The sequence below is a fragment of the Virgisporangium ochraceum genome (genome assembly GCF_016863655.1).
GTDB classification, from domain to species: Bacteria; Actinomycetota; Actinomycetes; order Mycobacteriales; family Micromonosporaceae; genus Virgisporangium; species Virgisporangium ochraceum.
Genome location: NZ_BOPH01000090.1, coordinates 1 through 21,328, shown reverse-complemented (window position 1 = coordinate 21,328; position 21,328 = coordinate 1). Strand labels below are relative to the sequence as shown.

Sequence of the window (21,328 nt, the reverse complement as noted above, 5' to 3'; positions counted from 1 at the left end):
TCAGAATTCGCGTCAGTTAGAGTCCGGCTTATGCGCGCGCGGTTGTCCGACATCGCCCAGCAGGCCGACGTCAGCGAGGCCACCGTCAGCCGCGTGCTCAACGACCGCCCGGGCGTCTCGCCCGACAAGCGGCAGGCCGTGCTCACCGCGCTCGACGTGCTCGGTTACGAGCGTCCGCAACGGTTGCGCAAGCGCAGCGCCGGCCTGGTCGGGCTGGTCGTGCCGGAGCTGGAGAACCCGATCTTTCCGGCGTTCGCCCAGACGATCGAGTCGGCGCTCGCCCACCGCGGCTTCACGCCCGTGCTGTGCACCCAGACGCCCGGCGGCGTCACCGAGGACGAGTACGTCGACCTGCTCCTCGACCGCCAGGTCTCCGGCATCATCTTCGTCTCCGGGCTGCACGCCGACACCACGTCCGACCCGGCGCGGTACCGCAAGCTGGTCGAGCGGCCGCTGCCGATCGTGCTGATCAACGGCTACATGCCGGGCATCGAGGCGCCGTTCGTCTCCTGCGACGACCGCGAGGCCGGCGACCTCGCCGTCTCGCACCTGGTGGCGCTCGGCCACGAGAGGATCGGCCTGGTCACCGGGCCCGAGCGGTTCCTGCCCGTGCAGCGCAAGATCGCCGGCTACCGCGGCGCGATGCGGCGCCACCTCGACGCGCCCGACAGCGTGCTCGACGCGATGACCGCGCTCACGCTGTTCGGCGTCGAGGGCGGCGAGGCCGCAGCGGGCCGGCTCATCGACGACGGCGTCACCGGCATCGTGTGCGGGTCCGACCTCATGGCACTCGGCTCGATCCGGGCCGCCCGCCAGCGCGGTCTGACCGTTCCCGGCGACCTGTCGGTCATCGGCTTCGACGACTCACCGCTGATCGCGTTCACCGATCCGCCGCTCACGACCGTGCGCCAACCGGTGTCGCCGATGTCGGTCGCCGCGGTGAACACGCTCGTCGACGAGATCAACGGCCACGCCGCGCCGCGCTCGGAGTTCGTATACCGCCCCGACCTCATCGTGCGGTCGTCCACCGCCGCGGTCCGGGCCGCGCCCAGGTCGCGGCCGCGTTCGATCTCCGCCTGAAAGATCTTTCAGGACGCACGCGAGCGGCATCTGGCGTATTTAAGCTTCGCACCCTTCCGTAAGGACATCGACGTTGCTAGATTCTGCTCCCAAGCACTGAAAATTCTTGCAAGCAGTGCAGGAACTTTCTCCGGGAGCCGCCATGCCCATCCCCCGAAGAACCGCCGCCTCCGCGGCGGCCGCCGCCGTCCTCCTCATCCTCTCCTTCGCCGTCGTCGCGACGACCACCACGCGGCCCGCGCGGGCCGCGGTCGCCAACGGATCCTCGATCGTCCATCTCTTCCAGTGGCGGTGGAGCTCCATCGCCCAGGAGTGCGAGTCCACCCTCGGCCCCACCGGCTGGGGCGGCGTGCAGGTGTCGCCGCCGCAGGAGCACGTGGTGCTGCCCAGCGCCGAGGGCGCCACCTACCCGTGGTGGCAGGACTACCAGCCCGTCTCCTACCGCCTGGACCAGACGCGGCGCGGCACCCGCGCCGAGTTCGTCGACATGGTGCGGCGCTGCCGCGCCGTCGGCGTGAAGATCTACGTCGATGTCGTGCTGAACCACATGACCGGCACCGGCTGGTCGGGCAACGGCAGCGCCGGGACGCCGTACAGCAAGTACAGCTACCCGAACCTGTTCGACGACGGGTCCGGCGACGCCTACGGCTACGCCGACTTCGGCACCTGCTACACGCCGATCAGCAACTGGAACAACAAGGCCGAGGTGCAGGACTGCGAGCTGCTGAACCTCGCCGACCTCGACACCGGGAACGCGGAGGTGCGCCGCAAGATAGCGAAGTACATGAACTCCGTGATCGACCTGGGCGTGGCCGGGTTCCGCGTCGACGCGGCGAAGCACGTGCAGGAGGCGCACCTGTCCGACATCATCTCGCGGCTGCACGACGTGCCCGGGTTCGGCGGGCGTCCCGACATCTTCCACGAGGTCTACGGCGACGCCACGATCCCGTACACCGCCTACGCGCCGCTGGGCAAGGTGACCAACTTCGACTACCAGCGGGCGGTCTCGCAGGGTTTCCAGGGCGGCAGCATCGCGCAGTTCGCGAACCTGCCCAACTACGGCGGCCTCGCCGGCAACCAGTCCGTGGTGTTCGTCGACAACCACGACACCCAGCGCGCCACGCCCACGCTGACCTACAGGAACGGCGACCGCTACTACCTCGCCGACGCGTTCATGATGGCCCACCCGTACGGCACGGTGCAGCTGATGTCGAGCTACGCGTTCGGGTCCGTGCCGGGCCAGGGCCCGCCGAGCTCCTCGAACGGCACCACCAACGCCACCACCTGCGGCAGCCAGTGGATCTGCGAGCACCGCAACGAGCAGGTGGCCGGCATGCCGAGCTTCCGCAACGCCACCGAGGGCACCGGCATCTCGAACCAGGTGACCGACGGCAACGGTCGCCTCGCCTTCGCCCGGGGCGTGAGAGGCTACGCCGCCTTCAACGCCACCGACAGCGCCTGGACCCGCACGTTCTCCACGACCCTTCCCGACGGCACCTACTGCAACGTCGCCCGGGGCACGTTCGTCGGCGGCACCTGCACCGGCGGCGTCGTCACGGTCTCCGGTGGCTCCTTCACCACGACGATCCCCGCCAACCGCGGCGTGGCCCTGCACGTGAACGCCCGCACCACGGGCGGACCCACCACCCCGCCGTCGACGGTGGCGGTGTCGTTCCACGCCACGGTGACGACGTGGTTCGGCCAGAACGTGTTCGTGGTCGGCTCCACCCCGCAGCTGGGCTCGTGGAACCCGGCCAACGCGGTTCCGTTGTCGGCCGCCGACTACCCGGTCTGGAAGGCGACGGTCTCCCTGCCCACCGGCCAGCCCATCGAGTACAAGTACATCAAGAAGGACCCCGACGGCACCGTCACCTGGGAAGCCGGCGCGAACCGCACCCACACCCCGACCGCCACGGTCACGTTGACCGGCACCTGGCGCTGACACAGGCCGCCGCCCGCCGACGAGCGCCACGACCGTCGGCGGGCGGCCCCGTCAGGTCGCCGCTGCCGGGCGGCCTCAGAACGCGCAGTTGACCAGGTCGCACTCCGGGCTGAGGGTGACGCCGAACCGCGCCGCCACTCCGTCGCGGAGGTGCGCGGCGAACTTCATCACGTCGGCGGTGGTCGCGCCGCCCCGGTTGGTGATCGCGAGCGTGTGCCGGCTCGACAGCGCGACCGTGCCGTTGCCCCAGTCGAGACCGTAGCCGCGGGAGAACCCGGACTGCTCGATCAGCCATGCCGCGGGGAGCTTGATGCCCGTGGCGTCGGGCCAGCGGGGGCACTCGGCGGGGACCCGGTCGGGCACCTCGGCCAGCACCGGGTTGAGGAAGAACGAGCCCACGCTCCAGGTGTCGTGGTCCCCGGCGTCGAGCACCATCTTCCGGTTCCGGCGCAGCGTCAGAACGGCCGCCCGCACGTCGGCCAGCGACGCGGTGCCGCCCTTCTCGACGCCCAGCTCTTTCACGAGCCCGTCGAACTCGATCGGGCCCGACTGCCCGGCGCGGCGCAGGCGGTAGGTCACCTCGAGCACCACCCACCGGTCGCTGCGCTTGAAGACCGACGTGCGGTGCCGGCCGAACCCGCACCGCTCGGAACCCCACCGCTCGATCTCTCCGGTGGTGCGGTCGAGGACCGACACCGACTCGAGCACGTCGGACGTGAGGGCGCCGTAGGCGCCGACGTTCTGCACCGGGGTACCACCGACCGACCCGGGGATGCCGGACAGCGCCTCGATGCCGGCGAGGCCCTCGGCCACCACCCGCTCGACCAGCGGCTCCCACTCGACCCCGGCGCCGGCTCTGACCCGGTCGCCGTCGATGTCGAACTCCGCTTGGGCCATCTGGAGCACCGTGCCGTCCCAGCCGACGTCGCCGACCACCAGGTTCGAGCCGCCGCCGATCACCAGCAGCGGATCACGCCGGCTGTCGGCGTCACGGACCACCTCCACGGCCTCGGCGACGGTGGTGGCCACATGGTGCTGCCGGATGGGACCGCCGACCCGCATCGTGGTGAGGTCGGCAAACGTCGTGATCACGGGTGTACAGCTTACCGAGCCGGCACCCGCCCCATGCCCGCGACCGAGCTGCGACGGCGGGCGGCTCAGCCGCGGGAGCCGACCACCCGGTTGAGTGAGCGCTCCGTCACCTGGGTGTCGGGGTGGTGCGGGCCGAGGACCCGCCGCCGCCCGTCGAGGACCTCGTGGAACATCGACTCGGCGCGGTCGACCTGCCCGGCGAGGTACACGACCTCCCCCGCCTCCTGCACGATCTCCAGGTACCAGGGATCGTCGGGGCCGGCTTCGGTCCACACCCGGCGGGCGAGGGACACGTACATGTCGATCGCCTTGTCGCGCTGCGCCGGGTCGTTCCCGAGCACCCGGGCCACCTCGAGGAGCGCCTCCAGCGTGGCCGGGTGGTACTCGCCGAGACGGTCGCGCAGGTAGCGGTACCGCAGGCGGGCGAGTTTGGCGGCCAATGGCGAGGTGCGCTCGGGCGCCGCATTACGGCGGAACATGGTCCGGCGACGCATGCAGGTGCTCCTCGGCGGTCGACAGTATCCGGCCATCAGTGGTGGTTATTGGAGCATTGCGCGCCATACACGACCTACACAAGGGTACCGATAGTGGGAAATCCCCTGCGGGGGTCAGTCGCCCAGGGACTCGGCGACGTTCAGCGTCAGCTTCGAGGCCATCGCTATCGCCTCCAGGTCGCCGCGGAGCAGGGCCGCCGCCGCGTCGGTCTTGCCCAGCGAGACGAGCCGCGACGCGGCCAGCCCGGCCAGCTCCGGGTCACCGTCGATGAGCTTGCGGGCCATCTTGGCCTGGATCGGGTTCAGCTCGGCGAACGCGCACCGGTCGAGCGCCGTGATGGTGGCGGTGTCCAGCCGTCCCGCGAGGGCCAGGTCGGTGGCCACCGACCGCAGCCAGCCGGGCCACCAGCGGTACGTGCCCAGGGCGAGGCCGGCCCGCACGGCGTGCTCGGGTTCCTGGCCGCGCTTGAGCAGCTCGACCGTGAACGCCGTGTGCAGGCTGGACGACCGCAGCGACGCGAAGATCGCGTGCAGCAGCTTGTCCATGCCGACGATGCGCTCGGCCGTCGAGGCGGCGCTGCCGTACTGCTGCCGCAGCAGCCGGCAGATCGCCTGGCCCTCGGCCACACCCGGCTCCTCGTCGTCCTCGTCGTGCCGCCGCAGCAGCAGCGCCTCCAGCCGCTCGGTGACCTTGAGGGCGGTGGCCCGCGCGTCGGGCGTCTGCTTGATCAGGAAGAGGACGACCCGGTTGATCGCCAGCTCCGCCTCACGGCGCACCATCCGGCGGGAGATCCGGGGCAGGATCAGCTCGGCCAACCGCTCGGTCGCGACGGCGTCGTCGAACGGGCCGCAGGCGCGGAGCAGACCGTCCCACCACTCCGGCGGGTGGAGAGTGGGCGGGTTCGTCGTGGTCATCGTGCTGTCTCCATCGTCCCGGGCCGCGGCGACCTGAGTTTTCCGGGTGGATAGGCAGATTAGTTAACGATCACATCGTCATCTCCGTGCTCGTTGACACCCTTCCTGGTCCGCACGGGGCTGACCGCCACCGCCACCGCCACAGCCGCCGCCACAGCCACAGCCACCGCCACAGTCACTGCCGCCACCCTCGCCGGTCCGCTGCCGGCCCCGGCCGCCAACACCGCCTACGCGTTCGCCTACTTCACGGAGACGCCGAACGGGTCCGGCGACAGCTACGCGCTGCACCTCGCCGTCAGCACCGACGGGCTGAACTGGACGCCGCTCAACCAGAACAACCCGGTCGCCACCCCGACCGCCGGCACGCTCGGCCTGCGTGACCCGTTCATCCTGCGCAAGCAGGACGGCACGTTCGTGGTTCTGGCAACCGACCTCAAGGGCCGGATCTTCAACCTGAACAACCAGTACCTGCACGTGTGGGACTCGACGAACCTGACGAGCTTCACCGGCTACCGCCGGGTACGGATGCACGGGCCGGACACGCACACCTGGGCGCCGACGGCGTTCTGGGACGCAGCACGCGGCCAGTACGGCATCGCAGCCCCGGATTCCCGGTGCTCGACGGCGACATCGTCGTCGACGGCCCGACGTTCTACCTGTACTACAAGAACCTGTCCACCGGCCTGCTCCACGGTGCGCGGTCGGGCACCGGCGCGGCGAACAGCTACTCGACCTACACCAGCGGGCTGCGCCAGGGCAACGCGATCGAGGCGCCGCTGCTGTCAAGGACAACTCCGGTAGCGGCTGGCGGCTGTGGGGCGACTCGTTCTCGCCCGTGAACAACGACTTCTACCTGTGGTCGACGTCGAACGTCGGCGCCAACTCGTGGGCGGTGGTGAACCAGCGCGCCTACACACCACCGCTGAACGCCAAGCACGGCTCGATCGTGGGCATCGCGGGCACCGAGTACAACGCGCTGGTCTCCCGGTACGGCCTACCGAACTGGGTGCGCCTGAAGTCGTCGAACTTCCCCGACCGGTTCGTGCGGCACGCCAGCGACGTCGGGCGCATCGACACGTACCCGATGGAGCCGTGGCAGGACCAGCTGTGGCGGATGGTGCCGGGCCTCGCCAGTTCCTCCGGTGTGTCGTTCGAGTCGGTCAAACTTCCCCGGCCGGTTCCTGCGTCACGTCAACTACGAGGTCGCCGGCCTCAGCGACCCGACGTGGTCGTCGTTCCGGTCGTACAACCTCCCCGACCGGTACCTGCGGCACTCGGGCTACGTGCTCCGCGTCGATCCGGTCAGCACCGCCACCGACCGCGAGGACGCGACGTTCCGCGTCACCTCGTAGGGATCGGCAACCGGGAACCCTCTCCCATCCGTCGGTGAACTACAGGTTGAACATCACCGATGTGTACGGGGAGAGTCGATGCGCAATCGCAGGTTCGTGGCCCGCGCCACGGCCGTGGCCGTGTTCGCCGCCGTCGCCGTGTCGGCGACGGCGGCGGCACCACCGGGCACCGCCGGGGCCGCACCGCCGTCCGGGGTGTCGCGGGGCGCGCAGGGTCCGTGGGTCACGCTCATCACGGGTGACCGCGTGCTGGTCGGCGCCTCGGTCGTCGTAGACCCGGTGGACCGCGTGCGCCCGGCCCGGTTCCAGCAGTTCACCCGGCGCGGCGACCGGTACGTGGTGCCCTCCGACGCCGGGCCGCTCGTGCGGGCCGGTCGGCTCGACCTCGAACTGTTCAACGTCACCGGCCTGGTGCGGCAGGGCTACGACGACGCGCGCGCGTCGACGCTGCCGTTGCTGGTGCGGTACTCCGGCGCCGCTCCGGCCACCCGCGCGGCGCCCGGTGGGGCGGCGGTCCGGCGTGTGCTCCCCGGGTCGCGGATGGCCGCGGTCGACGCGCGGAAGTCCGCCGCCGGTCGGGTGCTCGCCGACCTCGCCGGCGTCGAACGCGTCTGGCTCAACGCCAAGGCACGCGTGACCCTCGACGGGAGCGTGTCCCGGATCGGCGCGCCGGCCGCGTGGGCGCAGGGCGTCACGGGTCGGGGCGTGACCGTCGCGGTGCTCGACACGGGTGTCGACACCGACCATCCCGACCTCGCCGGAAAGGTGTCCCTGTCGCGCGACTTCTCCGGCAAGGGCAGCGTCGAGGACGGCAACGGGCACGGCACGCACGTCGCGTCGACCGTGGCCGGGTCGGGCGCCGCGTCCGGCGGGCGGTACCGGGGCGTGGCACCGGACGCGTCGCTCGCGGTGGGCAAGGTGCTCGACGACACCGGGTCCGGGTCGTTCGACGCCATCATCGCCGGCCTGGAGTGGGCCGCGGCGGAGGCGCACGCCGACGTGGTGAACCTGAGCCTCGGCGCGTACGGCAGCGACGGCACCGACCCGGTGTCGGCGGCCGTCGACGACCTGACCCGCCGCTACGGCACGCTGTTCGTGGCCGCGACGGGCAACGACGGCGCCGACGGGTGGGTGTCGACGCCGGCGGCCGCCACGTCGGCACTGGCGGTCGGCAGCGTCAGCAAGGTCGACGTGCCCAGCCCGTTCTCCAACCGCGGCCCGCGCGCCGGCGACGGTGCCGTGAAACCCGAGATCGCGGCACCGGGCGAGGGCATCGTCGCGGCCGCGCCGGCGGGCGTGCCGCCGCTGGGCGAGCCCGTCGGTGACGGGTACCAGCGGCTCGACGGCACCTCGATGGCGACCCCGCACCTGGCGGGTGCGGCCGCCCTGGTCGTGCAGCAGCACCCGGACTGGACGCCGACGCAGGTGAAGGACGCGCTCGTGAGCACAGCCGCGGAGGTCGCCGGCGCGGGGGTTTACGCGGTGGGCACCGGCCGGGTCGACGCCGCACGGGCCACCGGGCAGACGCTCACCGCCACGGGAACCGTGTCGGTGTACCTGAAGTGGCCCACCGCCGGCGCGTCCCGGACGGAGCGGGTCACCTGGCGCAACTCCGGCGCGGCGCCCGTCACCCTGACCCTCGACGCGGCGCTGACCCGCCGCGACGGCGCGCCGGCACCGGCGCGGACGCTGACGCTGTCGGCCCGGACGGTCACCGTTCCGGCGGGTGGAACGTCCACTGTGGACCTCACGGTGTCCGCCGTGGACGGTGCGGCCGGCACGTACGGCGGTGTGCTCGTCGCCCGCGGCGGCGACGGTTCGCTGACCCGCACCGCCCTGTCGGTGCACCAGGAGGAGGAGCTGTACGACCTGACCGTGACGCTGGTGAACCGCGACGGGCAGGCGCCGCCCGACGACGGCCGACCCACCGTGGTGATCTTCGATCTCGACGACAGCGGCTTCTTCTACTGGGGCGCCCCGGGCACCGCGCGCCTGCCCGCCGGGCGGTACGCCGTACACACGATCATCGAGACGCCCAGGACCGGCCGGGAGCCGTCGGTCAGCTTCATCAGCCACCCGGAACTGCGGCTCGACCGCGACGTCGCGCAGACCTTCGACGCCCGCGACGGGAAACCGGCGTCGGTGACCCCCGACAACCCGGCCGCGCGGGGCGGGGCCTACCAGGTGCAGTTGATGGGCCGCATCGCCGACTGCGACTGCACGAGCAGCGTCCTCTCCCTGTTCGACCCGCGGTTCAGCGAGGTGTACGCGGCGACGGTGCCCGGAACCGGTTCACCGACGTACGCGTTCGGGCAGTCGCTGCGGGCGCTGGAACCGGCGGTCGAGATCCTCGCCGCCGACCCGGCCGACGGTGGTGCCGGCGGGTTCGAGGTCGCCGCCGGCTGGCTCGACGGGCCGCCGGCGACCGCGGAACAGGCCACGCTCCCGATGGTGTACGGCGGACGGGCGACGCCGGCGGACCTGTCCGGCGTCGACGCGACGGGGAAGGTCGTGCTCGCGGAGCTGCCCGGTGACCTGTCGCGCGAGGAGGTGTACCGGCGCGCGGAGAACATCCGGGCCACCGGCGCGCGGCTGGCGCTCGTCACGGTCCCCTCGAACGGCGACGCGACGACGGCGCGTACGCGCGACGACGAACCGCGACCGGCGCTGCCGACGCTGGTGGCCCAGGGCCCGACGGCGGCGCGGCTCGCGGCACTCGTGAAGGCGGCGCCGACGACCGTGCGGTACACCAGCCGGCCGGCGTCGTCGCTGCGGTACGAGCTCGCGTACGGGGTGCAGGGCCGGGTGACCACCGCGCAGCAGCACCGGCCACGCTCCAGCGACCTCGCCGCGGTGCGCACGGCGTACCACGAGAACGTGGCCGGCGCGGTGCGGTACGTCAACGCGGCCGTCGGGTTCTTCGGCACCGAGCTCGGCAACGGGTGGTCGGTGCCGGTGACGGCGGGCGTGGAGCGGGTGGAGTACTTCACCCCCGGCCGGTGGCAGCTGATGTCCGGCGGTAGCGGGGGTCCGCGCGACACGCTGTCGGAGACGATCGACCTGGCGGCCCGGCGCACGTACCGGGTCGGCTGGAACGCGGCCGTCGCCGGCCCGTGGATCCGCGGAACCGTACTGACGCCCGACGGCGAACGCCCCTGGGCCTGGCGCGACCGCGACGCGATCGACGTCCTGCTGCCCCTCTACGCCGACGCGGCCGGGCATCCGCGCGTGCCGTTCCCCGACGACGGCACCGACACCGGCTCGATCAGCCTGTACCGCGACGGTGAGCTCGTCGGCACGGCACCGGTTCCGGACCGGGCCCGGTTCGAGGTACCGCCCGCGCCGGGCACGTACCGGCTCGTCGCCGCGACCACCCGCGCGGTCGACTGGTGGCCGCGGTGGACGACGGTGTCGGCGGCGTGGACCTTCCCCTCGTCGGCCGCCGGCAACGGGAACCCGTTGCCGTTGCCGACCGCCCGCCTGGTCCCGGACGTCGACGTCCGCAACCGCGCACCGGGCGGGCGCGCGTTCACGGTCCCGGTACACGTCTCGACCGCCGCGCGGACGGTGACCGTCGACGTCTCCTACGACGACGGCCGCACCTGGCACCGGGCGGCGGTCAGCGGCTCCGGCGACCGGTGGACGGCGTCGGTCCACCACCCGCGGACGGGGCACGCCTCGTTCCGCACGACGGTGGTCGACACCGCCGGGAACAGGCTGGAGCAGACGGTGATCCGGGCCTACGGGCTCGACTGATTTCCCCCGGGTACTTGACACAGCAGTGATGTCAGTCAATGGTTATGGGAGCGCTCCCAGAACCCCCGCCCGAAGGGAGTCGCGGTGCATCCGTGCCTGTGCGCCGTGCCGGCCCCCGTCCTCCCGACGGTGGCCGCACGGCGCACCGTGCATGCACCGACCGCCCGGATTTCCTGAGAGGACCGCCATGAAAGTCAGACGCCTGACGGCGATCGCGGCGGCCGCGGTGGCCACCGTCGCCACGGGTCTTGTCGTCGTCGTGCTGAACCAGGCCCCCGCGCAGGCACACGGCGCGATGATGGCGCCAGGCAGCCGCACCTACCTCTGCTGGCGTGACGGTCTCGATTCGACCGGCGCGATCAACCCCCGCAACCCCGCCTGCGCCGCGGCCGTCGCCCAGAGCGGCGTCACCGGCCTCTACAACTGGTTCGCCGTGCTCCGGTCCGACGGCGCCGGCCGCACCAGCGGCTTCATCCCCGACGGTCAGGCCTGCAGCGGCGGCACCGGCGGCCCGTACAACTTCACCGGGTTCAACCAGGCCCGCAACGACTGGCCGCAGACCCACCTGACCGCCGGCGCGAACTTCCGTTTCGACTACAACAACTGGGCGAAGCACCCCGGCACGTTCTACCTGTACATCACGAAGGACTCGTGGAGCCCGACCCGGGCGCTCGCCTGGAGCGACCTCGAGCCCACGCCGTTCGCCCAGGTGACCAACCCCGAGTCCATCGGCGGCCCGGGCACCAACGACGGCCGCTACACCTGGACCGGGCGCCTGCCCTCCAACAAGTCCGGCAAGCACCTGATCTACTCGGTCTGGTCGCGCTCGGACAGCACCGAGACCTTCTACGGCTGCTCCGACGTCACCTTCGACGGCGGCAACGGCGAGGTCACCGGCATCGGCGGCGGCAACGGGAACCCCAGCGACCCGGGGACGCCGAGCGACCCCGGTACGCCGAGCAACCCCGGCAACAGCAGCGGCTGCGCCGCCACCTACTCCAGCGTCAGCAACTGGGGCGGCGGCTTCCAGGGCAAGATCATCGTCCGGCCGTCGTCGTCGGGCGCGGTGAGCAACTGGAGACTGAGCTGGACCTGGCCGAACGGCCAGTCGCTGACCCAGGCGTGGGGCGGTAAGGCCACGTCCAGCGGCTCGGGCGTCTCGGTCAGTCCGGAGTCGTACAACGGCAGCATTCCCGCCAACGGGTCGGCCGAGGTCGGGTTCCTCGGCAGCGGCTCGAACGTCACCTCGCTGTCGGTGACCTGCACGACCAGCTGATCACGCACGGCTGAGGGAAGGGCGCCGACCACCCGGTCGGCGCCCTTTTCCGCTACAGGAAGAACGCCCGCGCCGACCGAGTGTTCAGCAGCGCGATGGCGATCACCGGGTACAGGGTGAAGACCGCCGTCCACGGCCACGCCTGGTACAGCGCGATCGAGCCGGCGACGCTGACGATGGTCATCCCAGAGAGCATCAGCACGACGACGCGCGCCCACTGGCGACCGACCTGGACCTTGCGCCCGAGCAGGATGCCGACCAGCCCGCAGACGGTGGCGACCCCGGCCACGATGCCGAACGCGATCGCGACCGTCTCCGGTGCGAAGAAGTCCTCCTCCGAGGCGGAGGCGTTGTCGCGGGTGGCGACCACGCAGAGGTAGGCGAACAACGCGCCGACCGCCACCATGGCCACGCCACCGAGGTACTGCAACACGGCGACCCCGTGCACGCTGGCGGGCGCGGATCGCCGCGGCGGCGTGACGGTGAACTGCGGTGCGATGAGGACGGGCGCGTACGACATGCCTGGAATCCTCGCTGCCACGGCCGACCGGGGAATCCCGCTTTGGTGCCACCTCCCACTTTCCTGGCGACGGCATCCACCGACGCGCCCTCGTGTCCCGAGTCGCGGGTGCGCACTCAGCCGCGAGCCGACATCCAGCTCGGACGGACCCCCGCCGCCACAAACACCCCCTCTCCGCCGATCTTGCAGTTGTGGCCACCCTCAAAACACGACATGTCCGCAAATAGAGGCGGCCACAAGTGCAAGATCCACGCAGGCATCGACAACAGCGCGACCGCGCGGCGCGGCCGGTCCACGACCTACTGGGCCTCCGCGCGCAGCCGGGCCGGGACCGCTCGACGACGCGCTGGTGCCGCCGGCGCTGGGCGCGGCGCTGTACGGGGGCCGCGAAGCTCCCGGGTCCCGTCACGCAGACTTCCAGAAAGCGCAAAAATATGCACATACCAGACGGATAATGGCCCGGTGGCTCGGGGGCGGCTGGTCGGGGGACTCGCCAACATGAAGGCGGGCACCGTGGCGGTCGTCGTCGCGGTGGTCGCTGGCGTGGCGCTGGCCGCGACGATGGTGCTGCGCACCACCGACGCCCTGTTCACGGCGACCACCGACAACCCGTCGAACTCGTGGACGACCGGCACGGTCGTGCTCTCCGACGACGACGGCGGCACCGCGCTCTTCAGCTCCGGAACCGACGGCACCCTCACCGGCGGGCAGGTGCTGACCCGCTGCATCATCGTCAAATACGACGGGTCGACCAGCACCCCGGTGGGCGTGCGGCTCTACGGCAGCGCCACCGGCGCCCTCGCCCCGTACCTGAACCTCACGATCGACCAGGGTGCCGGTGGCGGCGGCTCGGGCAGCTGCACCGGCTTCGCGGTCTCCTCGGCCGGGTTCTTCAGCGGCACCCTCGACAGCTTCTCCACGGCGACCGCCGGTGGGTACGCCAACGGCGTCGGCCCGTGGACGCCGGCCACCACCGGTTCCACGATCAGCTACCGGTTCACGATCACGGTGCAGGGCAGCGCCGCCGCGCAGGGCAAGTCGGCCTCCGGCACGTTCACCTGGGAGGCCCGGGGCTGATGTCGCCGCGGGCGTTCGGGGCCGCGTTCGGGTCGTTTGTCGCCGCCGTCGTGGTCGTTCTCGTCGGGTGGACGTTCGCACCGCTGCTCTGGGGCTGGCAGCCCCTCGTGGTGACCAGCGACTCGATGGCGCCGGCGGCCCGGCGCGGCGACATCGTCCTGATCGATCCGACGCCGACGGGCACGCTCCGGCCCGGCGACGTGCTCACCTACCGCCGCCCCGGCTCGGACCCGGTGACCCACCGCCTGGTCGGCGGCGATGCCACGACCGGCTACCTCACCAAGGGCGACGCCAACCACCAGACCGACCCGCAGCCCGTGCGCCCCGACGACGTGCTCGGCCGGGCCCGCGTGCTGGTGCCCCTGCTCGGTTGGCCGGGCCTGACGCTGCGGGCCGTCCCGGTGGCGGTGGTGTTCCTGGGCGGCCTCGGCTGGCTGGCCGTCGTGGTCGTGCGCCACCGGCGCCGCGCCGGGGTGCGGGCGGCCGTGGCCGCGCTGGCCGCGGTCACCTCTCTGAGTGGCAGCGTGGTGGCACCGACGTACGCGGCCTTCGCCGGGACGACCTCCACCGCGCTGACCGCGGCGACGCGGTCGCGCTTCTACCCGCAGGCGGTGCTCACCGCCGGACCGGTGAGCTACTGGCGGCTGGGCGAGTCGAGCGGCACCACCCGGGCCGACCAGATGGGCGTCGCGCCGTTGACGTGCACCGGCGCCGGAGCCGGCTACACCGGCGCGGTCGTGAAGGACACCGACACCGCCACCCGGCTGCCCGTCGCCGCGGCCCGCTGCCAGGCGCCGACCGGGTCCGCGCTCACGATGACCACCGCGTTCACCGTGATCGCGTGGGAGCGGTCGCTGGCCTGGCCGCAGACGACGAACGGCCGGATCGTCGCGAAGTACGGCGGCGCGGTCGGCACGCTGAACTACATGCTCGCGTGGGACAACACCGGCAAGGCGATCCGGGCGCTCGTCGACACGAACAACGGCCGCTACACCGCGATCAGGGCGATGACCAACGACGCCAACTGGCACATGGTCGCGATGATCTGGGACACCGTGAACCTGCGCCTGTACATCGACGGGATCTCGGTCGACGGCCTCGCCGCGCCCGGCACCCCGGTGTCGACCTCGACGGCCGCGACGCTGGGCTACATCGCCTCCGACTCGATGGTCGGCGACATCGACGAGGTCGCGATCTTCGCCCGCGCCCTGGCGGCGTCGGAGATCGCCGACCTCTACGCGTTGGCGCAGTAGCGCGTCACCCGGTGCTCAACGCCTTCCTGCGGGCGTTGAGGAACACGCGGTCGGTGTCGGCGAAGCGCGTGGTCGCCCAGCCCCACGGGATCTGCTCGTAGTACGGGCCGATCGCCTCGAACACCGGCTTCGCGTCGGCGTACCGGCCGGCGCGGGTCAACCCGTACGCCAGGAAGTTCAGGTCGTGGTACCACATCGCGTGCCGCTCGGGGTTGGCGCGGAACCACTTGTTCAACGCGGCGTCGAGCTCGGCGTGGAACCGCGGGTCGGACTTCCACACGTGCCTGACCCGCGCCTCCGACCCGGCGCGGTCCTCCTCCCACAGCGCCCATTCGGCGTTGGCCTGCACGGGCAGGATGTGCAGCGGCGAGCCGTGCGGTGCCGACGCGGCGGCGGCCCGGGCGAACCCGAACATGGCCTCGTGCGAGCCGCTCCACTTCTGGCACAGGTACATCAGCTTGAGGTTGTGGGCCTCGCGGTGGTGCGGGTCGCGGGCGACGATCTCGTCCCACGTCTCCTCCATCAGCTCGGAGTCGAAGCTGAGGGGAGAGGCCAGGAGCAGGCGGGTGACCCACGGGCTCGGGTCCTCGGGGAAGAGCTTGGCGGCCTCGTCGCACAGCGGGAAGCTCATCACCAGCAGGCGGTGGAACTCCTCGAAGGAGTCGGCGCCGACCGTCGACGCCCAGCCACTGCCGCGCACCTCCCAGCCGCGCATGACGAGCGACCGGGCCCGCACCACGATCGCGTCGGGGTTGTCGGGCTCGGCGGCCGCCCACCGGTCGGCCCACGAGGCGGTGGTGTCGACGGGGAATGGCACGTCGACGCGCGGGCCGGCCCACGTCGTGGTGGCCGAGGCCTCGCCGAGCACCCACACGTACTTCGCCCGGAGGTCGAAGTCGGTTCTGGTGTCGGCCATCAGGTCGCGGGCGGGTCGCCAGTCGCCGCCCTTCACCGCGTTCCAGACCGCCCGGAGCCGGTGGTTGTCCTGGGCGAGGTGGTCGTCCAGCGGGATGTCGGGAATCCGGGGCCCAAACAGTCTCATGATCGAAAACCCTAGCGGTCCGGCGGGCGCCGCGTGGGTCGACATTGACATACGTCGCTTCGTCCCTACCCTGGGAGGTGGGAGAGAGCGCTCTCCCAGAATCCGCCGAAGGGTCACCCCCATGCATCGCACCCGACCCACACCGCTGCGCGCGGTCTCCACGTCCATCGGCCTCCTCGTTCTGCTCGGCACGTTCCTCACGGCCACCGCCGCCCCGGTGTCCGCCGCCGACCCGCTGATCTCGCAGGGCCGGCCCGTCACCGCCTCGTCGACCGAGAACGGCGGCACGCCCGCCTCCGCCGCCGTCGACGGCAACACCGGCACCCGCTGGGCGAGTGCCTTCGCCGACCCGCAATGGCTGCAGGTCGACCTCGGTTCGTCCACCACGATCAGCCGGGTGGTGCTGCGGTGGGAGGCCGCGTACGCCCGCGCCTTCACGGTCCAGACCTCCGCCAACGGCAGCTCCTGGACGACCGTGCACACCACCACGAACGGCGCCGGTGGCGTGCAGGATCTCGCGGTCTCCGGCAGCGGCCGCTACGTGCGGGTGCACGGCACGCAGCGGGCCACGCAGTACGGCTACTCGCTGTGGGAGTTCCAGGTGTACGGCGCGTCCACCGGAACCCAGCCACCACCGCCCAGCGGCCCGATCGTGCGGGTGTCGGAGTTCCTCGCCGACTGCCCGTTCAGCCACCGGCTGCCTGACGACCCGATCATCTACCCGGGCCTGCCCGGTGCCTCGCACATGCACAGCTTCTTCGGCAGCCGGGTCACCGACGCCCACACCGAACTGGCCGACCTCCAGGTGGGCGCCACGAACTGCAACCCGTCGGTGGACGTCTCGTCGTACTGGGTACCGACGTTCTACGTCAACGACCAGCCGGTCGAGCCGACGATCGTCACCTTCTACTACCTCGGTGAGGGCGTGCGCGACGACATCATCGCGAACATCCAGCCGCTGCCGCTGGGGCTGCGCATCGTCGCCGGCAACGCGCGTGCCACCAGCCCGAACGAGTCCATCGCGAGGTGGTCGTGCCTGCACCACAACGAGGCCGGCGCGTCGAAGGACTTCCTCACCTGTCCGGCGGGCAGCATGATCGAGTCCTATCTGGACTTCCCGCAGTGCTGGAACGGCCGCGACCTCGACTCGGCCGACCACAAGAGCCACATGGCGTACCCGGTCGGCGGCGCCTGCCCGTCGACGCATCCGGTGGCGGTGCCGAAGCTCCGCCAGGTGCTGCGCTACCCCGCGAACGGCAACCCGGCCGGCAGGTTCCGGCTCGCGTCGGGCGCCGGCTACACCATGCACGGCGACTTCTTCAACGCCTGGCCCGAGGCCGAGATGCTGCGCCGGGTGCAGAACTGCATCCGTCCCGTCATCAAGTGCGGCGCCAACGGATGGCCGTGAGTCGACCCCGTCTGATGATCGCCGTGGCCGCGTTGATCGCGGCCACGGCGGCCGTCGTGGTGCCGGCCGTCCATAGTGGACGGCCGTCGCGTGCGCTCGTCGAGGTGACCGGGACGCCCGCTTCGCCGCTGCGCGGCACCGACGCCGCCTGGCTCGGACTGATGATCGCGATGAACGAGAGCACGCTGGTGCTCCTCGACCGGGCCGGGCCGCGGCTGTCCGACCCGGTGCTGTCCACGTTCGTCACGGCGCTGGCCGGCACCCACCGCGGCGAGCTCGTCGACATGCTGGGCCGCGCCGGGCGTGGGCAGGTGCCGCTGACCAACGAGCACGCCGGTCACGAGCTGCCCGGCATCGTCACCCCGGCCGACCTGGCCCGCATCGAGGCCCTGCGGGGCCCCGCGTTCGACGCCGCGGTACGGGTATGCCTGCGCGAACATCTGGAACAGGGCGCGCGGCTGTCGGCGTCCGAGCAGCTGAGCGGCACCGATCCGGCGACGAAGGAGCTGGCGCGGCGCATCGAGCGGACCCGACGGGCCGACGTGGCACAGCTCTGAACGCGTTCGGGGTCGGCCGCTCGGTGCCCCATCCCGGGCTCCGCTACAGCGACCGGGCACAAACGAACATCATCACGCGAAGATGATGTTCCTGTGTGCCCGGCGAAGCCGCCCGACGCGGCCCAGCGCCGCCGCCCGGCGGCGCTGCTCCCGCGGGTCCCGCGCCGAGCACGGGTTGTACGCCGCCACGAGGTCCATCGCGCGGAGGTGCAGCTCGCCCAGCTCGGGATCGTCGGCGAGGTACGGGTCGCCGGCGAGCATCCGCTCACGCATCGACCGCCCGTCGTTCTCCATGCGTACGAGCGTAAAGATCAGCGCCGTGGTCGGCTGCGGGTGTCGACGTTCGCGGTCAGGGCGTTGAGGACGTCGGGCAGGCCGGCCACGGTCTCGTCGGGCAGGCCTGCGACGGTCTCCTCCGCGAGGTCACGCCACACGCGCCTGACCCGGTCGGCCAGGTCGCGGCCGCTGTCGGTGAGCTCGACGACGCTGGCCCGCTTGTCGAAGGGTGCGGGCTCGCGCCGGATGTGGCCGGTGGCCTCGAGTTTGCGCGTCATGAGCGTGACGCTGGGCGGTTCGCACCCGAGCGCCTCGCTGAGCTGCGCCTGGATCATCGGACCGGTGCGGGCGAGCTCCAGCAGCAGCGCCTCCTGGCCGGGATGCAGCCCGAGCGGCGCCAGCAGGGCCGCGGCACGCGCCCGGTGACGCAGGCTGAGCAGGCGGATGGCCTGGTTGATGGCGTCGGCGTGCGCGAAGTCCACGGCAGCTCCCTTGACAAGATAGTTATGCGCATAACATTATGCGCGTAACTAATCCTACCGCGCGGGGAGCGTCCATGACCATCAACGTCGCCGTCATCTACTACAGCGCCACCGGAACCGTGCACGCGCTCGCGGAGGCCGTCGCCGACGGTGCCGTCGCGGCCGGTGCCGAGGTGCGGCTGCGCCGGGTCACCGACCTTCCACCCGCGGACACGGATGGGCCCGTCGCCACTCTCGACGACCTGGTGTGGGCCGACGCGTTCGCGTTCGGCACGCCCACCCGGTTCGGCACGCCGGCCGCGCCGCTCAAGCGGTTCATCGACGACACCGCCGGACTGTGGCGCGAGGGCGCGCTGGCCGACAAGCCGGCGACCGCGTTCACCGCCGCGTTCAACCGCCACGGCGGCAACGAGGCCACGATTCTGGCGCTGGGCAACGTCTTCTACCACTGGGGCGCGCTGATCGTCCCGCCGGGATACACCGATCCGGCCGTGTCGGCCGCGGGCGGCAACCCCTACGGCACGTCGTTCGTCACCGGCCCGCGCGGCACCGGTCCCGACGACGCCGCCCTCGCAGCGGCGCGGTTCCAGGGACGGCGACTCGCTCTGATCACCATGAAACTTCGCGGGGACCGGCACAGCGCGGCCTCCGCTCGCGAGACGGTCGGCAGCGCGTGAGCGCCGGGCTGGCCGGCACCCGGCGGTCCACCGGGTGGCTGGTGCTGGCGCTGGTGTGCGCCTGCCAGTTCATGGTGATCCTCGACGCGTCGATCGTGAACGTGGCCCTGCCGTCGATCCGGCGCGACCTCGGCTTCTCGCCGGCCGGCCTGTCGTGGGTGGTGAACGGCTACCTGCTCACGTTCGCCGGTTTCATGCTGCTCGGCGGGCGGGCCGCGGATCTGTTCGGCCACCGGCGGATGCTCGTCGCCGGTCTCGTCGTGTTCTCCGCGTCGAGCCTCGCCGCTGGCCTCGCGACCGGCCCGGAGATCCTGGTGGCGGCCCGCCTCGTCCAGGGACTGGGCGCCGCCATGCTGGCGCCGGCCACGGTGGCGGTCATCAGCGTCGGGTTCGCCGAGGGACCCGACCGGGCGCGGGCGTTCGGCGCCTGGTCCGCGTCGGGCGGCGTGGGCGGGATGGCCGGCGCCGTCGCCGGTGGCGCTCTCACCACGGGACTCTCATGGCGGTGGATCTTTCTCGTCAACGTGCCCATCGGCGCCGCACTGGTGGCCGTGGCCCTGATCGCGTTGTCCCGCACCGGAAGCCGGCGGCGGGAGCCGCTCGACGTCGCCGGTGCGGCCACCGGTACGGCGGGGTTGGCCTCGTTCGTCTACGGGGTGAGCGCCGGACACGGCGGGGCGGTCGTCGTGGGTCTGCTGCTGATCGTGGCTTTCGTGGCGCTGGAGGCGCGCGCCGCGCGTCCCATGGTTCCGTTGCGGTTGTTCAGGATCCGTGGCGTGGCGGTGGGCAACGCGATGCTGTTGCTCTTCGGCGCGATCGCGATCGCGATGTGGTACTTCACGTCGCTGCTGCTGCAGAACGTGTTCGGTTACAGCGCGCTGCGCGCCGGTCTCGGCCAGACGCCCGCGGCGGTGATGTTCGTGGTGACCGCGCGGGCGGCGGCGGCGCTCTTGCCGCGAACCGGTGTGCGTGGCCGGATCCTGGCCGGCTGCGTGGGTTTCGTCGCCGGTTTCGGGTGGCTGGCCGCCGGCAGCGGCGGCTACCTCACCGGCGTGCTCGGGCCGACGCTGCTGGTGGCGGCCGGCATCGGCCTCGTCTTCCCCAGCCTGATGGCGGCGGCCACCGCCGATGCCGCCGGCGGCGACGCGGGTACGGTCGGCGGCCTGGCCAGCACGGCGAGCCAGGTGGGCGGCTCGGTCGGTCTCGCCGTGCTGACGGCGGTCGCAGGCGGTTCGTCGTACGGCCGGGTCTTCCTGGTCGCGGCCGGGATCGGTGTCGCCCTCGCGGCGGCCAGCGTGCTGTTGCCGGGCCGCCGCGGCGAGGGTTTCTCCGGGTAGGGTGGGCGCGACCGCGAACGGGGGATTCACATGTCGATGGTCAAGGGCGCCAATACCGTGGTTCCGGCCCGGTCGGTGCGGGTCGTGCTGAGTTGGCGGTCGGGCGCCGGCATCCCCGACGTCGACGGTTCGGCGCTCCTGCTCGTCGGCGGCCGGGTCCGCAACGATCTGGACTTCGTGTTCTACAACCAGCCCCAGCATCCCGCCGGGGCGGTGCGGCACGAGGGCAAGCGCGCCGAGGGCGGCACGGTCACCGACACGCTCCTGGTCGACCTGGCGGCCATGGAGCCCCCGGTCGAGAGGGTGGCGCTCGTCGCCTCCGCCGACGGCGGCGTCTTCGGCAAGGTTCCGGGGCTCTGCATTACCGTGCTCGACGCGGTCACCGGCGCCGAGGTGGCCCGCTTCGACAGCCCGGGCGCCACCACCGAGACCGCGTTCATCCTGGGCGAGCTGTACAAACGCAACGACGCCTGGAAGTTCCGCGCCGTCGGCCAGGGCTACGACTCCGGCCTGGCCGGTCTGGCCCGCAACTTCGGCATCTCCGTCGACGACGACCCGGCCCCGGCAGCACCGGCGCCCGCAGCGCCACAGCCACCCGCAGCTCCACCGGCACCCACGCCGCCAGCGCTTCAGCCACCCGCGCGGCCCACGCCACTGGCACCGGTACCGCCCGCCGCGCCACCGGTGGCACCGCCCGTTGCGCCGCCGGCGCCGCCCTCTGCGCCGCCGGCGCCGCCCTCTGCGCCGCCGGCGCCGCCCTCTGCTCCGCCGGCGCCGCCCTCTGCTCCGCCC

General features: G+C 72.1%; 20 protein-coding genes and 1 pseudogene. 14 read left to right on the top strand and 7 right to left on the bottom strand.

Annotated features, from left to right (window positions below):
- Positions 1-30 precede the first annotated feature (30 nt).
- Positions 31-1,080, top strand: a complete 1,050-nt coding sequence (locus Voc01_RS33450) for a LacI family DNA-binding transcriptional regulator (protein ID WP_203931634.1) — start codon at positions 31-33, stop codon at positions 1,078-1,080.
- 142 nt (positions 1,081-1,222) lie between these two features.
- Positions 1,223-3,022 carry a carbohydrate-binding module family 20 domain-containing protein gene (locus tag Voc01_RS33445; RefSeq protein ID WP_203931633.1) on the top strand — a complete coding sequence of 600 codons (1,800 nt, stop codon included), beginning with the start codon at positions 1,223-1,225 and terminating at the stop codon, positions 3,020-3,022.
- A 75-nt stretch (positions 3,023-3,097) separates the two neighbouring features.
- Here Voc01_RS33445 and Voc01_RS33440 read toward each other — a convergent pair whose 3' ends face one another.
- From Voc01_RS33440 to Voc01_RS33430, 3 genes are all read right to left on the bottom strand, one after another.
- On the bottom strand, positions 3,098-4,114 hold the full coding sequence (locus Voc01_RS33440) for a UDP-N-acetylmuramate dehydrogenase (RefSeq protein ID WP_239160648.1): 1,017 nt from the start codon (positions 4,112-4,114) through the stop codon (positions 3,098-3,100).
- A gap of 65 nt (positions 4,115-4,179) precedes the next feature.
- On the bottom strand, positions 4,180-4,608 hold the full coding sequence (locus Voc01_RS33435) for a tetratricopeptide repeat protein (protein ID WP_203931632.1): 429 nt from the start codon (positions 4,606-4,608) through the stop codon (positions 4,180-4,182).
- 114 nt (positions 4,609-4,722) lie between these two features.
- A complete protein-coding gene (locus Voc01_RS33430; RefSeq protein ID WP_203931631.1) occupies positions 4,723-5,523 on the bottom strand; it encodes a hypothetical protein in 801 nt (266 codons plus the stop codon).
- A 93-nt stretch (positions 5,524-5,616) separates the two neighbouring features.
- Here Voc01_RS33430 and Voc01_RS53380 point away from each other — a divergent pair, with 93 nt between their 5' ends.
- From Voc01_RS53380 to Voc01_RS33415, 5 genes and pseudogenes are all read left to right on the top strand, one after another.
- Positions 5,617-6,324, top strand: coding sequence for a glycoside hydrolase family protein (locus Voc01_RS53380; protein WP_239160647.1), 708 nt, complete (start codon positions 5,617-5,619; stop codon positions 6,322-6,324).
- A 241-nt stretch (positions 6,325-6,565) separates the two neighbouring features.
- Positions 6,566-6,634, top strand: a pseudogene (locus Voc01_RS54215) (hypothetical protein); the annotation flags it as partial.
- Positions 6,635-6,665: 31 nt separating this feature from the next.
- Positions 6,666-6,875 (top strand): AbfB domain-containing protein, encoded by a 210-nt coding sequence (locus Voc01_RS53370; protein ID WP_239160645.1) that lies wholly within the window; start codon positions 6,666-6,668, stop codon positions 6,873-6,875.
- Positions 6,876-6,953: 78 nt separating this feature from the next.
- The gene (locus Voc01_RS33420) at positions 6,954-10,631 is read left to right on the top strand and encodes a S8 family serine peptidase (protein WP_203931630.1); all 3,678 of its coding nucleotides are present in this window, start codon (positions 6,954-6,956) and stop codon (positions 10,629-10,631) included.
- Positions 10,632-10,818: 187 nt separating this feature from the next.
- Positions 10,819-11,907, top strand: coding sequence for a lytic polysaccharide monooxygenase auxiliary activity family 9 protein (locus tag Voc01_RS33415; RefSeq protein WP_203931629.1), 1,089 nt, complete (start codon positions 10,819-10,821; stop codon positions 11,905-11,907).
- Between the two features lie 52 nt (positions 11,908-11,959).
- On the opposite strand, the gene Voc01_RS33410 is transcribed toward Voc01_RS33415, so the two are convergent.
- On the bottom strand, positions 11,960-12,427 hold the full coding sequence (locus tag Voc01_RS33410) for a hypothetical protein (RefSeq protein WP_203931628.1): 468 nt from the start codon (positions 12,425-12,427) through the stop codon (positions 11,960-11,962).
- A gap of 462 nt (positions 12,428-12,889) precedes the next feature.
- Between Voc01_RS33410 and Voc01_RS33405 the strand changes: the two genes are divergently transcribed.
- Both Voc01_RS33405 and Voc01_RS33400 read left to right on the top strand, forming a co-directional pair.
- Positions 12,890-13,504: a hypothetical protein gene (locus tag Voc01_RS33405; RefSeq protein WP_203931627.1), complete on the top strand. Its 615-nt coding sequence runs from the start codon at positions 12,890-12,892 to the stop codon at positions 13,502-13,504.
- Complete coding sequence (locus Voc01_RS33400) at positions 13,504-14,757, top strand: signal peptidase I (RefSeq protein WP_203931626.1); 1,254 nt, start codon at positions 13,504-13,506, stop codon at positions 14,755-14,757. Before Voc01_RS33405 ends, Voc01_RS33400 begins: the two co-directional genes overlap by 1 nt.
- 4 nt (positions 14,758-14,761) lie before the next feature.
- Here Voc01_RS33400 and Voc01_RS33395 read toward each other — a convergent pair whose 3' ends face one another.
- Entirely contained in the window at positions 14,762-15,799 is a 1,038-nt protein-coding gene (locus Voc01_RS33395) for a DUF4034 domain-containing protein (RefSeq protein WP_203931625.1), read from the bottom strand.
- Between the two features lie 121 nt (positions 15,800-15,920).
- Here Voc01_RS33395 and Voc01_RS54465 point away from each other — a divergent pair, with 121 nt between their 5' ends.
- Positions 15,921-17,207, top strand: a complete 1,287-nt coding sequence (locus Voc01_RS54465; protein WP_203931624.1) for a DUF1996 domain-containing protein — start codon at positions 15,921-15,923, stop codon at positions 17,205-17,207.
- Positions 17,204-17,764: a DUF305 domain-containing protein gene (locus Voc01_RS33385; protein WP_203931623.1), complete on the top strand. Its 561-nt coding sequence runs from the start codon at positions 17,204-17,206 to the stop codon at positions 17,762-17,764. Before Voc01_RS54465 ends, Voc01_RS33385 begins: the two co-directional genes overlap by 4 nt.
- A gap of 72 nt (positions 17,765-17,836) precedes the next feature.
- Here the strand turns inward: Voc01_RS33385 and Voc01_RS33380 are convergent, their stop codons facing one another.
- Entirely contained in the window at positions 17,837-18,058 is a 222-nt protein-coding gene (locus Voc01_RS33380) for a maltose acetyltransferase domain-containing protein (RefSeq protein ID WP_203931622.1), read from the bottom strand.
- 17 nt (positions 18,059-18,075) lie between these two features.
- Positions 18,076-18,522, bottom strand: a complete 447-nt coding sequence (locus tag Voc01_RS33375) for a MarR family winged helix-turn-helix transcriptional regulator (protein ID WP_203931621.1) — start codon at positions 18,520-18,522, stop codon at positions 18,076-18,078.
- Positions 18,523-18,596: 74 nt separating this feature from the next.
- On the opposite strand from Voc01_RS33375, the gene wrbA reads away from it, so the two are divergent.
- From wrbA to Voc01_RS33360, 3 genes are all read left to right on the top strand, one after another.
- On the top strand, positions 18,597-19,199 hold the full coding sequence (gene wrbA, locus Voc01_RS33370) for an NAD(P)H:quinone oxidoreductase (RefSeq protein WP_203931620.1): 603 nt from the start codon (positions 18,597-18,599) through the stop codon (positions 19,197-19,199).
- Entirely contained in the window at positions 19,196-20,536 is a 1,341-nt protein-coding gene (locus Voc01_RS33365) for an MFS transporter (RefSeq protein WP_239160644.1), read from the top strand. Before wrbA ends, Voc01_RS33365 begins: the two co-directional genes overlap by 4 nt.
- A 30-nt stretch (positions 20,537-20,566) precedes the next feature.
- Positions 20,567-21,328, top strand: a 762-nt coding sequence (locus tag Voc01_RS33360; RefSeq protein ID WP_239160643.1) for a TerD family protein, incomplete at its 3' end; no start/stop codon positions are given.

Excerpts from the sequence above, each read along its gene's own strand:
- Voc01_RS33450 (WP_203931634.1), top strand. The coding sequence starts at position 31 with ATGCGCGCGCGGTTGTCCGACATCGCCCAGCAGGCCGACGTCAGCGAG.
- Voc01_RS33445 (WP_203931633.1), top strand. The coding sequence starts at position 1,223 with ATGCCCATCCCCCGAAGAACCGCCGCCTCCGCGGCGGCCGCCGCCGTC.
- Voc01_RS33435 (WP_203931632.1), bottom strand. The coding sequence starts at position 4,608 with ATGCGTCGCCGGACCATGTTCCGCCGTAATGCGGCGCCCGAGCGCACC.
- Voc01_RS33430 (WP_203931631.1), bottom strand. The coding sequence starts at position 5,523 with ATGACCACGACGAACCCGCCCACTCTCCACCCGCCGGAGTGGTGGGAC.
- Voc01_RS33420 (WP_203931630.1), top strand. The coding sequence starts at position 6,954 with ATGCGCAATCGCAGGTTCGTGGCCCGCGCCACGGCCGTGGCCGTGTTC.
- Voc01_RS33415 (WP_203931629.1), top strand. The coding sequence starts at position 10,819 with ATGAAAGTCAGACGCCTGACGGCGATCGCGGCGGCCGCGGTGGCCACC.
- Voc01_RS33410 (WP_203931628.1), bottom strand. The coding sequence starts at position 12,427 with ATGTCGTACGCGCCCGTCCTCATCGCACCGCAGTTCACCGTCACGCCG.
- Voc01_RS33400 (WP_203931626.1), top strand. The coding sequence starts at position 13,504 with ATGTCGCCGCGGGCGTTCGGGGCCGCGTTCGGGTCGTTTGTCGCCGCC.
- Voc01_RS33395 (WP_203931625.1), bottom strand. The coding sequence starts at position 15,799 with ATGAGACTGTTTGGGCCCCGGATTCCCGACATCCCGCTGGACGACCAC.
- Voc01_RS54465 (WP_203931624.1), top strand. The coding sequence starts at position 15,921 with ATGCATCGCACCCGACCCACACCGCTGCGCGCGGTCTCCACGTCCATC.
- Voc01_RS33380 (WP_203931622.1), bottom strand. The coding sequence starts at position 18,058 with ATGGAGAACGACGGGCGGTCGATGCGTGAGCGGATGCTCGCCGGCGAC.
- wrbA (WP_203931620.1), top strand. The coding sequence starts at position 18,597 with ATGACCATCAACGTCGCCGTCATCTACTACAGCGCCACCGGAACCGTG.